General features: G+C 64.9%; 9 protein-coding genes, 1 tRNA gene and 2 pseudogenes. 7 read left to right on the top strand and 5 right to left on the bottom strand.

Annotation, left to right across the window (positions count from 1 at the left end; translation table 11 throughout):
• Together F3J20_RS13580 and F3J20_RS13575 are read left to right on the top strand one after the other, a co-directional pair.
• Nucleotides 1-232, top strand: a pseudogene (locus F3J20_RS13580) (hypothetical protein); the annotation flags it as partial.
• A gap of 150 nt (nt 233-382) precedes the next feature.
• A complete protein-coding gene (locus F3J20_RS13575) occupies nt 383-847 on the top strand; it encodes a DUF2214 family protein (RefSeq protein ID WP_167283593.1) in 465 nt (154 codons plus the stop codon).
• Nucleotides 848-938: 91 nt separating this feature from the next.
• Here F3J20_RS13575 and F3J20_RS13570 read toward each other — a convergent pair.
• From F3J20_RS13570 to F3J20_RS13550, 5 genes and pseudogenes are all read right to left on the bottom strand, one after another.
• Nucleotides 939-2,812, bottom strand: a pseudogene (locus tag F3J20_RS13570) (ABC transporter ATP-binding protein).
• A 523-nt stretch (nt 2,813-3,335) separates the two neighbouring features.
• Nucleotides 3,336-3,410 (bottom strand) — tRNA-Val (locus F3J20_RS13565).
• 48 nt (nt 3,411-3,458) lie between these two features.
• Entirely contained in the window at nt 3,459-4,205 is a 747-nt protein-coding gene (gene dnaQ / locus F3J20_RS13560) for a DNA polymerase III subunit epsilon (protein ID WP_167283592.1), read from the bottom strand.
• 103 nt (nt 4,206-4,308) lie between these two features.
• Nucleotides 4,309-4,755, bottom strand: coding sequence for a ribonuclease HI (rnhA, locus tag F3J20_RS13555; RefSeq protein ID WP_167043035.1), 447 nt, complete (start codon nt 4,753-4,755; stop codon nt 4,309-4,311).
• Nucleotides 4,752-5,615, bottom strand: coding sequence for a class I SAM-dependent methyltransferase (locus F3J20_RS13550; protein WP_167043037.1), 864 nt, complete (start codon nt 5,613-5,615; stop codon nt 4,752-4,754). Before F3J20_RS13550 ends, rnhA begins: the two co-directional genes overlap by 4 nt.
• A gap of 19 nt (nt 5,616-5,634) precedes the next feature.
• Here F3J20_RS13550 and gloB point away from each other — a divergent pair, with 19 nt between their 5' ends.
• The 5 genes from gloB (at nt 5,635) to carB (ending at nt 14,919) form a co-directional block, all read left to right on the top strand.
• Entirely contained in the window at nt 5,635-6,426 is a 792-nt protein-coding gene (gloB, locus tag F3J20_RS13545) for a hydroxyacylglutathione hydrolase (protein ID WP_167283591.1), read from the top strand.
• 157 nt (nt 6,427-6,583) lie between these two features.
• Nucleotides 6,584-8,272, top strand: a complete 1,689-nt coding sequence (locus F3J20_RS13540) for a transglycosylase SLT domain-containing protein (RefSeq protein ID WP_167283590.1) — start codon at nt 6,584-6,586, stop codon at nt 8,270-8,272.
• A 224-nt stretch (nt 8,273-8,496) separates the two neighbouring features.
• The gene (locus F3J20_RS13535) at nt 8,497-9,738 is read left to right on the top strand and encodes an MFS transporter (protein WP_167043043.1); all 1,242 of its coding nucleotides are present in this window, start codon (nt 8,497-8,499) and stop codon (nt 9,736-9,738) included.
• 448 nt (nt 9,739-10,186) lie between these two features.
• Nucleotides 10,187-11,341, top strand: a complete 1,155-nt coding sequence (gene carA / locus F3J20_RS13530; protein WP_167043045.1) for a glutamine-hydrolyzing carbamoyl-phosphate synthase small subunit — start codon at nt 10,187-10,189, stop codon at nt 11,339-11,341.
• Between the two features lie 323 nt (nt 11,342-11,664).
• The gene (gene carB, locus F3J20_RS13525; RefSeq protein WP_167283589.1) at nt 11,665-14,919 is read left to right on the top strand and encodes a carbamoyl-phosphate synthase large subunit; all 3,255 of its coding nucleotides are present in this window, start codon (nt 11,665-11,667) and stop codon (nt 14,917-14,919) included.
• Nucleotides 14,920-15,033: the final 114 nt, after the last annotated feature.

Genomic DNA, 15,033 nt, shown 5'->3' with positions numbered 1-15,033 from the left:
GGTGGCGTTCGGCGCGGCCGGCGAGCCGGGGATGCCGGCTGCGCCGGCCGGTTCGGCTGCGGCGCCGGCGCTGACCCGCGGCGTGTTGGGTGTGCGTCCGAAAGTCGAGTTGCTGTGGGATTCGCCCGCGGCCGCCGGTCACAACCGGCAGACCGTCTTTCGCGCCGCGCTCGCGACCGAAGGCGATCGCGTCGCGGCGCGTGCGCTCGACACGACGCTGCGGCAAGTCTGAGGTTGCACGTTTTGCGCTATCGACCACATCGCGTGGCCGATGCGCGCATCCCGAAGCGAAGCTTCGCGGATAATGCAGTCATGACGCCCGGCCGGCACGCGGGCGAGTGGGACACACATCGATCGTATCGCGTCTTTCGCAGGAGTCGCCATGCTGGTTCGCTGGTTGCTTGCCGCTCTTCATCTGCTTGCTTATGGTTTTGCGCTCGCGTCGATTCTGAGACGCACCTGGGCCTTGCGCCGGGCGTCGGTGCCCGCCGCGTTGCGCTCCGTATTTCGCGCGGACACTCGCTGGGGCATTTCCGCGCTGGTGCTGATCGTCACGGGCCTGATGCGCGCGTTCGGCGGTTATGAGAAGGGCGCCGACTACTATCTCCACGAGCCGCTTTTTCACGTCAAGATGACGCTGCTCGTGCTGATCCTGATTCTCGAAGTGCCGTCGATGCTCGGCCTGATGCGCTGGCGCGCGTCGGTCCGCAGCGGCCAGCCGCCGAATCTGAAGAAGGCGCGTTCCTATGCGCACTTCAGCGTGATCCAGACCGTGCTGCTCGTGCTGATGGTGTTTGCCGCGACGGGGATGGCGCGTGGCATCGGTTTGCCGGAAGGCGTGGTATAGCGGCCATCCCCGTGGTTGCGGTGCCGGTTGCCAGGTTGGCCGGGTTGACCGCCGGGCTGGCGGGCCTCTTCATTCGATTCCGCGTGATCCGCTAACCGACCAGCAAGCCCGAATCGTCGACCCGATCGGCCTTCGCGTCCGCGCTTGCGCGCGCGAGTTCCGGCTCGCCAAGACCCTTGATCAATTCGAGCGCCTGACGCTCGAAGAGCCGCCGGTACAGGCCGTTCTCGCGCCGGATCAGCGTGTCGTGACTGCCTTCCTCGATCACCTTGCCCTTGTCGAGCACCAGCAACCGGTCGAGCGCGCGTACCGTCGACAGCCGGTGCGCGACCACGAGCGTCGTGCGGCCTTGCATGAGCCGCTCCATCGCGTGCTGGATCAGCACTTCGCTTTCGCTGTCTAGACTCGAGGTGGCTTCGTCGAGAATCAGGATCGGCGCGTCGGCGAGAAAAGCCCGCGCGATCGCCACGCGCTGACGCTCGCCGCCCGAGAGCTTGATCCCGCGTTCGCCGACCAGCGTGTCGTAGCCGTTGGGCAGCGCGTCGATGAAGTCGTGCGCGCTCGCGAGCCGCGCGGCCCGCTCGATCTCGGCGCGGCTCGCGCCGGGCCGTCCATACGCGATTCTCGGCGAGCGAGCGGTGAAACAGCACCGGCTCCTGCTGGACGATTGCGATCTGGCTGCGCAGCGACGTCTGCTGGACCTGGGCGATGTCCTGAGCGTCGATCGTGATGCGGCCGCCCGAGATATCGTGAAGCCGCTGGATCAGCTTGATGAAGGTCGTCTTGCCCGAACCGGAATGGCCGACGAGGCCGACGCGCTCGCCGGGCGCGATGCGCATGGAGAAGTCGTCGTAGAGCGGGCGGCTGTGTGCGCCATAGTGAAACGACACGTGCTCGAAACGGATCTCGCCGTGGCGGATCGCGATCGGACCCGCGCCGGGACGGTCCTCGATGCCGAGCGGCTGGCTTTCGAGCGACACGAGTTCTTCCATGTCGTTGACCGAGCGCTGCAGGTTGCGGATATGCATGCCGATGTCGCGCAGATAGCCTTGCAGCATGAAGAACATCGTCAGCGCGAACGTGATGTCGCCGACACCGGCTTCGCCGCGCGCCCACAGCAGCAGCGCCACGCCGAGAATCGCCGCCTGGATCGCGGCCAGCATGCCGCCCTGAAGCCCGCCGTTGAGCGTGCCGCGCACCCATGTGCGGCGGGTGCGCTGCCGCCATTTGCCGATCACCTGCGCGAGGCGCGCTTCCTCGCGGGCTTCCGCGCCGAACGCCTTGACGACGCCGTTGCAGCTGACCGCATCGGCGAGCGCGCCGCCCATGCGCGTGTCCCATGCATTGGCGAGCCGCGCGGACGGCGCGACGAAGCCGAGCGAGACCGACACGGTCACCGCGATATACAGCGCCGAGCCGATGCCGACCACGATGCCCATCATCGGCCAACGCCAGCCGAGCAGCGCGGTCGCGCCGGCCAGCATGACGAGCGACGGCAGCAGCGCGATCAGCAGCGTGTCGTTGAGCAGATCGAGCGCCCACATGCCGCGCGTGATCTTGCGCACCGTGGAGCCGGCGAAGCTGTTCGCGTGCCAGTCGGTCGAAAAGCGCTGCACGCGATGAAACGCGCTCGCGGCAAATCTCGCTCATCATCTTCAGCGTGAAGCGGATGATGTTGAAGTACACGCCCTGGCGCAGCAGCGTCGCGGTGAGGCCGAGCGCGGCGAGCGCGCCGAACGCTTCGAGCGCGTGATGCCATACGGGTTGGGAAGAGGCCGGGCCGGACGCGATCGCATCGACGAGCCGGCCGGCGAACACCGGCGTGAGGATGTCCGCGGCCGCCGTGCAGAGCGCGAGTGCGGCGATCGCGACGATGCGCCACGGTTGCCGCGCCCAGTGACGGAAGGTGAAGCCGAGGACATCCTTGAAGGCTTGTCCGCGAAAGTCGAGTTTTTTTCTGGTCATTTGCTATAACCCGGCGACGCAGGCGCGTGGCGAGGTTCCAGTCAGAAGCGAAGAAGATAGACAGCGACGCAGGCCCGGAATGCGAGGCGCGAGGCGCACGACAGGCTGTCTGGAATGAATGCGGCGCGCCTTTCGGGGCGGACCCGCGGCGGCGACGTTGCGGTTTTTAAGGCCGAAGCTGTCGTGTCGGACGGGCCGGCGGTCGCGAGACCCTACGAGGGAGCGCGATATGCACTGCGAACATGCGACGCCTCCCTGTGATGTTTGAGATGGAGAAACCGGAAGATCCGCCGAAGCGCATCGAAACTGCGCGCGCCGGATTGCCAGGAGCCGAATATATCAGCACTGCCAGATGCCCGCAAACATGCGGAATCGCGGTGCTTGCGGATATTGGCAGCGACAGCCCGTGCCTCGACAGCTTTTGGTGAACGGCCGGGCGGGTAGACAAAGAGGCCAATAGAAAAAGGGCTGATGCATTGCTGCGTCAGCCCTTTAGTCTTCGGTGATCGACACACCAAGAATCTGGTGGGTAGTACTGGGATCGAACCAGTGACCCCTGCCGTGTGAAGGCAGTGCTCTACCGCTGAGCTAACCACCCGAAGAGATTCAGATTATGTCAGTGATTGACTAGTTCGTCCAGTACTTTTTAAGTGATCTGCTCATCCGCCGCGGCTGCGCTTGCCGGCGCGGGCTCAAGGCGCCACACGCTCGCGCCTTTGACGGCCTTGTCGAGATCGTCGAGCACGGCTTCGTGCGCGGCGGCTTCGTCATCGCTCGCGGCGACCACGATCAGTTCCAGCGATTCGAGCGCGACGCGCGGCGCATCCGTGTCGACACCGGTTTGCGCTTCGCCGAGCATGTCGATGACGAGGCTTTCCTGGCCACGCGTCATCGACAGATAAACTTCGGCGAGCAGTTCCGAGTCGAGTAGCGCGCCGTGCAGCGTACGGTGCGCGTTGCTGATGCCGAAGCGGTCGCACAGTGCGTCGAGCGAATTGCGCTTGCCCGGGAACATCTGCTTCGCGCGCGCGAGCGTGTCGATGATCTCGCCGCAGTACGTCTTCACCTGCGGCAGGCCCAGCAGCGCGAATTCGGCGTCGAGAAAGCCGATGTCGAACGGCGCGTTGTGAATGATCAGGTCCGCGCCTTCGATGAAGTCGCGAAACTGATCGACAATCTCGGCGAACTTCGGCTTGTCGCTCAGGAACTCCGTGGTCAGGCCGTGCACCGCGAGCGCGCCCGGATCGCTGTCGCGTTCCGGATTGATATAGAAGTGCAGATTGTTGCCGGTGAGCCGGCGGTTCACCAGTTCGACGCAACCGAGTTCGAGAATCCGGTCGCCGCCGCGGGCGTTCAGGCCGGTGGTTTCGGTATCGAGGATAAGTTGACGCATGTCGGATTAGCCTGCTTCGAAAAAATGTGCAGCAAAAAAAGCGGAGAGGGTGCAAGCGAAGCGGATTGCCTTGCGGCAACGCGCTTCGGCGAGGCGCTGGCCCTTACCTTTCCGCGAGCGACGCAACCCCGCGATTGGCGAGCTGATCGGCGCGCTCGTTTTCCGGGTGGCCGTTGTGTCCGCGCACCCAGCGCCATTCGACTTCATGTTGCGCGACCAGTGCGTCGAGCCGTTTCCACAGATCGGCGTTCTTCACCGGCTGCTTCGCCGCGGTGATCCAGCCTTTCTTTTTCCAGCCGTGAATCCATTCGCTGATGCCTTTCTGCACGTACTGCGAGTCGGTGTGCACGATCACCTCGCATGGGCGCTTGAGTGCTTCGAGCGCGGCAATCACGCCCATCAGCTCCATGCGGTTATTGGTCGTGTTGGCTTCGCCGCCGAACAGTTCTTTTTCCTGGCCGCCGAAGCGCAGCAGCGCGCCCCAGCCGCCAGGGCCGGGATTGCCCTTGCAGGCGCCGTCGGTATAGATGTCGATGTGATTCGTAGTCATTCGGTATGGTTGCGTGTATTCGGGGAGGCGGCGGACGCGAGCCCGGCGGCGAGCACGGGCTTCTTGACCTTGAGTGGCCCGACGAGGCGCATGCCGCGCACGCGCTTGATCGCCTTGATCATGTAGGTGGCGCCGAAAATCGGCCACCAGCGGTCGCCGGCGGCTTCCATGAAAGCATAGCGGGAGAGCCACTGCTCGCTGCCAAGCGGCGGACGATAGCAGCCGAAGCGTCCGCGTTCAAGGTCGAAGCCGAGCAGCTTGATCCAGTCTTTCAGACGCGTGAAGGCGATCAGATCGACGGCGGCGGGCACGAACGGCTGGCCAGTCATCTTGCCGACCGACTGCCGCACGCCCCATAGCGAGAGCGAATTGAAGCCGAGGATGATGAGCTGCCCCTCGGGCATCAGCACGCGCTCGGCTTCGCGCAGCAGCCGGTGCGGGTCGCTCGTGAATTCGAGCGTGTGCGGCATCACGATCAGATCGACGCTTTGCGCTTCGAACGGCAGGTCGAGCAGATCGCACCAGACCGTGCTGCGTCCGGCTGGCGCGGACAAGCCGGACAGTTCCGCCGGGTCGGCCGCGTCGCCTTGCGCGGCGCCGAGGCCGCCGCCGTCTTGCCGCGTGCCGCGCGGAAACGTATACGGCGCACTCGCGCCGCTGGCGGCGTCGAGCACGAGGCCGCGGCACGGCATGCGGTTCTCGCGCAGCGCGTCGAGCCGGGGCAGACCGAGCTGCAGCGCATGATAGCCGAACACGTCCGACACCACACGGTCGAGCTGGGTCTGTTCCCATTCGAGCACGTAGCGGCCGGGCGGCGAATCGGTCCAGGCGGGCCAGTCTATAATCGCTCGATCAGTCATATCAAAGAATGCGTCGCCTATGAATGCGCTCGAGTACGTACCGGTCCCGGCGTTTGAAGACAATTACATCTGGGTCGTTGCCGACGGACACCACGCGGTCGTCGTCGATCCGGGCGAAGCCGCGCCTGTGCGCGCCTTTCTGGCCCAACGCGGATGGCGGCTGAGCGCTATTTTACTCACGCACCATCATCAAGACCACGTCGGCGGGGTGGCCGATCTGCTGAACGGCCAGGACGTGCCGGTGTACGGCCCCGCCGGTGAAGCGATCGAGCATCTCACGCATCGTCTCGAAAACGGCGATCGCGTGACGATTGCGGCACCCGCGCTCGAATTCAGCGTGCTCGACGTGCCCGGTCACACGAGCGGGCACATTGCCTATTTCCAGGCAGCCGATTCGCGCGGCACGCCGCACGTGTTTTGCGGCGACACGCTGTTCGCCTGCGGCTGCGGCCGGCTCTTCGAAGGCACGCCGCAGCAGATGCTCGCCTCGCTCGATGCGCTCGCCGCGCTGCCCGGTGCGACCGAAGTGCATTGCGCGCACGAGTACACGCTCTCGAATATCCGCTTCGCGCTCGCGTGCGAGCCGCACAACGCCGAACTGCAGGCATGGCGCGACCGGGCGAGCGAGTTGCGCGCGCGTCATGTGCCGACGCTGCCGACCACCATCGCGCACGAGCGCGCGGTGAATCCGTTTCTGCGCGCCGGCGAACCGGCGGTGCAGGCGAGTCTCGAAGCGCAGTTGCACGAAACGGTGTCCGATCGCCTGACGGCCTTCACGCTGATGCGCGAATGGAAGAATCGCTTCCGCTGAACCAGCGCGCATTCGGGCGTTCCTCATGCGATGAATCGGAAAAATTCGCCAAGCCCAAGATTTGGTTGATTTTTTTCTCGATTTTCCGATTGACGGAAACGTTGACGTTTCGTACTATCGGCTGCAATTTCCAGTCCTTGTGGAAGCTGAGACGTTCATGCGATTTATCTTAAGTGCGTTATTGGTCCTGACACTCGCCGCCTGCGCGAGCCAAGGGCCGACGACGAGTACCGCCAATAACCCCGCCAGCCAGCAAGCCGTAGCCGACGCCCTTCGCAAGAACGCCACCGCTAAAGAAACCATCAATGTCGACCAGAGCTCCGTCAATCAGTTGACGAGCCAGGACGCCGATCTGTGGGGCCGCATTCGCCGCGGCTTCCAGATGCCGGACCTGCAGAGCGATCTCGTCGACATGCAGCTCAACTGGTATCTGCAGCGTCCGGATTACGTTCAGCGCATGACCGAGCGCTCGCAGAAATACCTCTACCACATCGTCGAGGAACTCGAGGCGCGCCATATGCCGACCGAGCTCGCGCTGCTGCCGTTCATCGAGTCCGCGTATAGTCCGCAGGCGCTGTCGGTCGCGAAGGCGGCGGGCATGTGGCAGTTCATGCCGGGCACCGGCCGCACCTACAACCTCAAGCAGAACATGTGGCAGGATGAGCGTCGCGACGTGCTCGCCTCGACCAGTGCCGCGCTCGACTATCTGTCGAATCTGCACGACATGTTCGGCGACTGGCAGCTCGCGCTCGCCGCGTACAACTGGGGTGAGGGCAACGTGCAGCGCGCGATCGCGCGCAACGAGGCGGCCGGCTTGCCGACCGACTACATGAGCCTGCGCATGCCGAACGAGACGCGCAACTACGTGCCGAAGCTGCAGGCGGTCAAGAACCTCGTGATGAATCCGCAGATGTACGGGCTCACGCTGCCGTCGATTCCGAACCACCCGTACTTCGTGACGGTGACGACCTCGCACGACATCGACGTCGACGTCGCCGCGCGGCTCGCCAATATGTCGACGGACGAATTCCGCTCGCTGAACCCGTCGTTCAGGAAACCGGTGATTCTCGGCGCGACGCAGCCGCAGATCCTGCTGCCATTCGACAACGCGTCCGCCTTCGAGCGCAATCTGAAAACGTACTCGGGTTCGCTGTCGTCGTGGACCACGTACACGGTCGATCAGCGCGCGACGCCGGCTGCGATTGCGGAGAAAATCGGCGTCGATGCCGGCACGCTGATGGAAGTGAACAAGATTCCGGTCGGCATGCGCCTGAAGCCGGGCTCGACGATCGTCGTGCCGCGCGGTTCGGACGACGACGAGGATATCAGCGCCGACGTCGCCGAAAGCGCGGTGCTGGCGATGGAGCCCGACGTTCCCGATACGCGCAAGATGCTGATTCGCGTGCGCCGCAATCAGTCGATGGCGGCGATCGCGTTGCGCTACGGCGTGTCGGTCGGCCAGTTGAAGGCGTGGAACAAGACGCATCGCGATCAGGTGTCGCGCGGTCAGGTGATCGTGCTGCATGTGCCGGTCGGCAAGCCGATGCCGAGTGAGCCGGGGCCGGAGAAGATTGCCACCGACGTGCAGGGCGGCGGTGTGCAGAAGATCGGCACGCATGTCGCGCAGACGCATGGCGAAGCGCGCAACGGCAGGAAGAATGGGCGTTCGCGTTCGGCCATCGTCAAGGTGGCCGAGCCGGTCGGCAAGGCCGGCAAACCGGCGGCGCCCGCGGCCGGCAAGGGCAAGGTGGAGAAGGTGTCGGCTTCCACGTCGGGCAAGGCACCGAAGGCTGCGGCGCCGAGCCACCCGAAGACCGCCGCCAGCATGAAGAAGAAGGGCAAGTAGGCCCAGAGCGGCTCTTGCGGCCGTGGCCCGCGTTGCGGGCGCGGTGCATGAATGGCCACCCGATTGCGCTTTGCCCACGCACCGTGTTCTTCCGGCGCCGTCACCCTCGGGTGACGGCGTTTTGCATTGTGCAGACCATTCGGCGCGTTTGCCGTATTTCCTTTATTGTTCGTGCTTTGGCCGCGTCGGCCGTTCCGTCCTTTCCGTTCTCTGATTCAAGGCTTATGTCGTCGACTCAACTGCGCGTCTTTCTGCTCTTTTCCGCTGGCTATTTCGTCTCCTATGTGTTCCGGGGCGTCAATCTCGGTTTTGCGCCGTTCATTACGCACGACCTCGGGCTGTCCGCCGCCGATCTCGGCGTGCTGACCAGTCTGTACTTTCTCGGTTTCGCGGGCGCGCAGATTCCGGCCGGCGTGCTGCTCGATCACTTCGGCGCACGCCGCGTGACGGCCGTCACGCTGCTGTTCGCAGCGCTCGGCATCTCGGTATTCGGCGCCGCGCAGAGCCTCGGCGTGATGATGGTGGGGCGGCTGCTGATCGGCGTCGGCGTGTCCGTGTGCCTCGGCGCCTCGTTCAAGGCGCTCGCGCAGCATTTCCCGGTGGCGCGTCTGCCGCTGATGAACGGGCTCGTGATGGCGATCGGCGGCTTCGGTGGCGTGATGGTCGGTTCGCCGCTCACGTGGGTGCTCGGCTTTGCGAGCTGGCGCTCGGTCTGCGTCGGACTCGGCGTGCTGACGGTGGTGGTCGCGCTCGCGCTGTGGACGCTCACGCCGGACGTCAAGGCAACGCATCGTCAGGCGAGCATCGGCGCGCAGTTCAAGGGCACCTTGCATATTCTGCGCAGCGCGGCGTTCTGGAAGATCGCGTCGTTCTCGGTCGTCACGCAGGGCGTTTTCTACGCGATGCAGTCGCTGTGGGTCGGCGCCTGGCTGCGCGACGTGCAGGGCTTCGAGCCGCACGAGGCGGCGGCGCTCGTGTCGATTCTCGGCTTCGCGATGATGGCCGGCTGCGTCGGCTTCGGCGCGGCGGCGCGCAGTCTCGAACGGCGCGGCATCTCGCTGTATGCGTTCTGCGGCATCGGCATGGCGCTTTACGTGCTCACGCAGTTGCTGATCATGTTCAAGGCGCCGCTGCCCGCGAGTCTGCTGTGGGCGGCTTACGGGATTTTCGGCGGGACCGGCATTCTGAGCTACGCCGTGATGGCGCGGCACTTCCCGGCGCAGATGATCGGCCGCGTGAACACCACGCTGACGCTGATCATCTTCCTGCTGATCTTCGGCTTCCAGATCGGCGTCGGTGCGGTGCTGTCGCACTGGCCGGCGAGCGGTGGGCATTACCCGGCCATCGCGCATCTGACCGCCTGGGAGATTCTGGTGGCGCTGCAGGTGCTGAGCGCGATCTGGTACGTGCTGCCGGGGCGCAAGCTGACGCGGCCGGCCGAGGTGCATGCCGGGCAGGAAGCCTGAGCCGGCTGGCGGGGCTGTTTGGGGAATGAATCTCGAGGTTTGGCCCCGCCGATGCGCCTGCGATTCGGGGCGCGCGAAGGCGCGCTCCTGAGGGCGCTAGGCGTTGCCGGATAAGGCTCCGGGCATCTTTCAACGGAGCCTCGCCGGATCGGCGTCTTATCTCGGATTTGGAGAGAAGGGCCGATTCAGGCTATAATTCCAAGGTTTGAGCTTATCAACCCGCACCCTAGCGCCTACCTCTCCCCTACCGTTCATCCGCCGCGCGCCATTGGTGTCGCAAGAAGGGCCCCGCACCCCGCCGAGCCGTCCACACAATGGACCCATCGCGCCCTTTGCAGCGTCACCGGCAGCACGCGAGCGAGTCTGCGCGCGCATCCACGATGTGTTTCGCTGCGGCTCGCAATCGGATAGACAGGTGGCAACAGGGTGTTCCCCCAAGGAGTCTCCCGTGTTGCCGTCATTTTCTCCCGCTCTACTCGCGCTCGCCGACGGCACGGTCTTTCGTGGTTATTCGATCGGCGCCCCCGGGCACACCATCGGTGAAGTCGTGTTCAACACCGCTATCACCGGCTATCAGGAAATCCTGACGGACCCGAGCTACGCGCGCCAGATCGTCACCCTCACGTATCCGCATATCGGCAACGTCGGCGTGAATGCCGAAGACGTCGAAGCGACGAAAGTCCATGCCGCCGGCCTGATCATTCGCGATCTGCCGGTTCTCGCGTCGAACTTCCGCATGGAGCGCACGCTCCAGCAATACCTGCAGGACGAAGGCGTGGTCGCCATCGCCGGCATCGATACCCGCAAGCTGACCCGCGTGCTGCGCGACAAGGGCGCGCAAAACGGCGCGATCCTTGCCGGCTCGGACGACGAAGCGAAGGCCATCGAGCTTGCGCGTTCATTCCCGGGCCTCGCCGGCATGGATCTCGCGAAGGTCGTGTCGACTGAGGCAAGCTACGAGTGGACCCGGACCGAATGGCGTCTGGGCACGGGCTACGGCGAGCAGATGGCGCCGAAGTACCGCGTCGTCGCATTCGATTACGGCGTCAAGCAGAACATCCTGCGCATGCTGGCCGAGCGCGGCTGCCACGTCACCGTGCTGCCGGCGCAAGCGAGCGCCGCCGACGCGCTCGCGCTCAACCCGGACGGCGTGTTCCTGTCGAACGGCCCCGGCGATCCGGAGCCGTGCGACTACGCGATCGCGGCGGCGCGCGAGCTGATCGAGCGCGGCATCCCGACTTTCGGCATCTGCCTCGGCCATCAGATCATGGGCCTCGCGGTCGGTGCCAAGACGATGAAGATGAAGACGGGCCACCACGGCGCGAATCACCCGGTCAAGGATCTCGACGACGGCCGCGTGGTCATCACGTCGCAGAACCACGGCTTCGCGGTCGACGCCGACACGCTGCCCGCCAACGCCCGCGCCACGCACGTTTCGCTGTTCGACGGCACGCTGCAGGGCTTCGCGCTGACCGACAAGCCGGCGTTCTGCTTCCAGGGCCACCCGGAAGCATCGCCGGGGCCGCACGACATCGCGTATCTGTTCGACCGCTTCACCGCGTTGATGGACGCGAAGCAGGGCGGCAGCAGCGCGGCGGCTTAACGGCACGCAAGGGCGGCGGGGCGTGCGTGACACTCCCGGCCGTCCGGCGCCACAGGGCTTCGCCAGGCGGTTCGGCAGCCCCCGAAGGCACGGCGGCAAGGCCGAACGACAGCCGGGCCGAACCCGGCAAGCCGCCCCAAAGTCCGCCGCATCGGGCAACGGGGGCGGCCGGGGCGCACGTGGAGCCAGCCGCACGAAACAGCGCGCGCAACGTGAAAACGGCGCGCGCCGACGGAAAGAATAGCAACCGGGTTGCATGGGACTGAAGTAAGGCGCTGAAGCGCCAACTCCAGTCGACACAGGAATACATTAGCGGGAGCGTTATGCCCAAGCGGACAGACATCAAGAGCATCCTCATCATCGGCGCGGGTCCGATCATCATCGGCCAGGCGTGCGAGTTCGATTACTCGGGCGCGCAGGCATGCAAGGCGCTGCGTGAGGAAGGCTACAAGGTCATTCTCGTCAACAGCAATCCGGCGACGATCATGACCGACCCGAACACGGCCGACGTGACCTACATCGAGCCGATCACGTGGGAAGTGGTCGAGCGCATCATCGCGAAGGAGCGCCCGGACGCGATCCTGCCGACGATGGGCGGACAGACCGCGCTGAACTGCGCGCTCGATCTGCACGCGCACGGCGTGCTGGAAAAGTACAAGGTCGAGCTGATCGGCGCGTCGCCGGAAGCGATCGACAAGGCGGAAGACCGCCAGAAGTTCAAGGACGCGATGACCAAGATCGGCCTCGGTTCGGCCAAGTCGGGCACCGCGCATTCGATGGAAGAAGCGCTGCAGGTGCAGGCGAAGATCGCCGCGGAAACCGGCTCGGGCGGCTATCCGGTCGTGATCCGTCCGTCGTTCACGCTGGGCGGCTCGGGCGGCGGCATCGCCTACAACCGCGACGAGTTCGAAGAGATCTGCAAGCGCGGTCTCGACCTCTCGCCGACGCGCGAACTGCTGATCGAAGAATCGCTGCTCGGCTGGAAAGAGTACGAGATGGAAGTGGTTCGCGACAAGGCGGACAACTGCATCATCGTCTGCTCGATCGAAAACCTCGACCCGATGGGCATCCACACCGGCGACTCGATCACGGTCGCGCCGGCGCAAACGCTCACCGACAAGGAATACCAGATCCTGCGTAACGCGTCGCTCGCGGTGCTGCGCGAGATCGGCGTCGACACGGGCGGCTCGAACGTGCAGTTCTCGATCAATCCGACAGACGGCCGGATGATCGTGATCGAAATGAATCCGCGTGTGTCGCGTTCGTCGGCGCTGGCCTCGAAGGCAACCGGCTTCCCGATCGCGAAGGTCGCGGCGAAGCTCGCGGTCGGCTATACGCTCGACGAGCTCAGGAACGAAATCACCGGCGGGCAGACCCCGGCCTCGTTCGAGCCGACGATCGACTACGTCGTCACGAAGATCCCGCGCTTCGCGTTCGAGAAATTCCGCGAAGCCGATTCGCGCCTGACCACGCAGATGAAGTCGGTCGGCGAAGTGATGGCGATCGGCCGCACGTTCCAGGAGTCGTTCCAGAAAGCGCTGCGCGGCCTCGAAGTCGGCGTCGACGGTCTCGACGAAAAGACCGGCCATCGCGACGAGATCATCCGCGAGATCGGCGAAGCCGGTCCGGACCGCATCTGGTATGTCGGCGACGCGTTCCGCATCGGCATGAGCGCGCAGGAAATTTTCGAAGAGACCGCGATCGACCCGTGGTTCCTCGCGCAGATCGAACAGATCATCCTGAAGGAAAAGGCGCTTGCAGGCCGCACGCTCGCGAGCCTTTCGAAGGACGAGCTGAAGTATCTGAAGCAGAGCGGTTTCTCGGACCGGCGTCTTGCCAAGCTGCTCGGCGCGAAGCCGGCGGACGTGCGCGCGTGCCGTATCGAGCTGAACGTGCGCCCGGTCTACAAGCGCGTCGACACCTGCGCGGCCGAATTCGCAACCAAAACTGCCTACATGTACTCGACCTACGAGGAAGAGTGCGAAGCGAATCCGACCAGCAACAAGAAGATCATGGTGCTCGGCGGCGGGCCTAACCGGATCGGCCAGGGTATCGAGTTCGACTACTGCTGCGTGCATGCCGCGCTCGCGATGCGCGAGGACGGCTATGAAACGATCATGGTCAACTGCAACCCGGAAACCGTCTCGACCGACTACGACACGTCCGACCGTCTGTACTTCGAATCGCTGACGCTTGAAGACGTGCTCGAAATCGTCGACAAGGAAAAGCCGGTCGGCGTGATCGTGCAGTACGGCGGTCAGACGCCGCTGAAGCTCGCGCTCGATCTCGAGGCGAACGGCGTGCCGATCATCGGCACCTCGCCGGACATGATCGATGCGGCCGAAGACCGCGAGCGTTTCCAGAAGCTGCTGCAGGACCTCGGTCTGCGCCAGCCGCCGAACCGCACCGCGCGCGCCGAAGACGAAGCGCTCAAGCTCGCCGACGAAATCGGCTATCCGCTCGTCGTGCGTCCGTCGTACGTGCTGGGCGGCCGTGCGATGGAAATCGTCCACGAGCCGCGCGACCTCGAACGCTATATGCGCGAGGCCGTCAAGGTGTCGAACGACTCGCCGGTGCTGCTCGACCGCTTCCTGAACGATGCGATCGAATGCGACGTCGATTGCATTTCGGACGGCGAGGCCGTGTTTATCGGCGGCGTGATGGAGCACATCGAACAGGCCGGCGTGCACTCGGGCGACTCGGCCTGCTCGCTGCCGCCGTATTCGCTGTCGAAGGCGACCGTCGCCGAACTGAAGCGTCAGACCGCCGCGATGGCGAAGGCGCTCAACGTGGTCGGTCTGATGAACGTGCAGTTTGCGATCCAGCAGGTGCCCCAGGCAGACGGTTCGAAGGAAGACATCATCTACGTGCTCGAAGTCAATCCGCGCGCGTCGCGCACGGTGCCGTACGTGTCGAAGGCAACGAGCCTGCCGCTCGCAAAGATCGCGGCGCGCGCGATGGTCGGCCAGAAGCTCGCCGCGCAAGGCGTGACGAAGGAAGTCGAGCCGCCGTACTTCAGCGTGAAGGAAGCGGTGTTCCCGTTCGTCAAGTTCCCGGCGGTCGACCCGGTGCTCGGACCTGAAATGCGTTCGACCGGCGAAGTGATGGGCGTCGGCCAGACCTTCGGCGAGGCGCTCTTCAAGTCGCAGCTCGCGGCGGGTTCGCGTCTGCCGGAATCGGGCACGGTGCTCCTGACCGTGATGGACGCCGACAAGCCGAAGGCCGTCGAAGTCGCGCGCATGCTGCACGAGCTTGGCTATCCGATCGTCGCGACCAAGGGCACGGCTGCCGCGATCGAAGCGGCCGGCGTGCCGGTCAAGGTCGTCAACAAGGTGAAGGACGGCCGTCCGCACATCGTCGACATGATCAAGAACGGCGAGATCGCACTCGTCTTCACGACCGTCGACGAAACGCGAGCGGCGATCGCCGATTCTCGTTCGATCCGCATGAGCGCGCAGGCGAACAAGGTCACGTACTATACGACGATGTCGGGCGCGCGCGCGGCGGTGGAGGGCCTTCGTTATCTGAAGAACCTGGAAGTCTATGATTTACAAGGACTCCATGCTCGCCTAAACTAAGGCTTCGACTACCTGTTCAAGATGTAAGTGCCGCGGTTAAGCGGCGTTCCGCAGGTGCTGCGGCCCGGGGTCTGTCCACGGGCGGCGGCTTTCGCGGAATGCACTTAACCGCGG

The sequence above is a fragment of the Paraburkholderia sp. Cy-641 genome (assembly GCF_011752945.1).
Lineage (GTDB): Bacteria > Pseudomonadota > Gammaproteobacteria > Burkholderiales > Burkholderiaceae > Paraburkholderia.
Note: the sequence above shows the minus strand (reverse complement) of the source record. Positions and strands in the feature narration are given on the sequence as shown.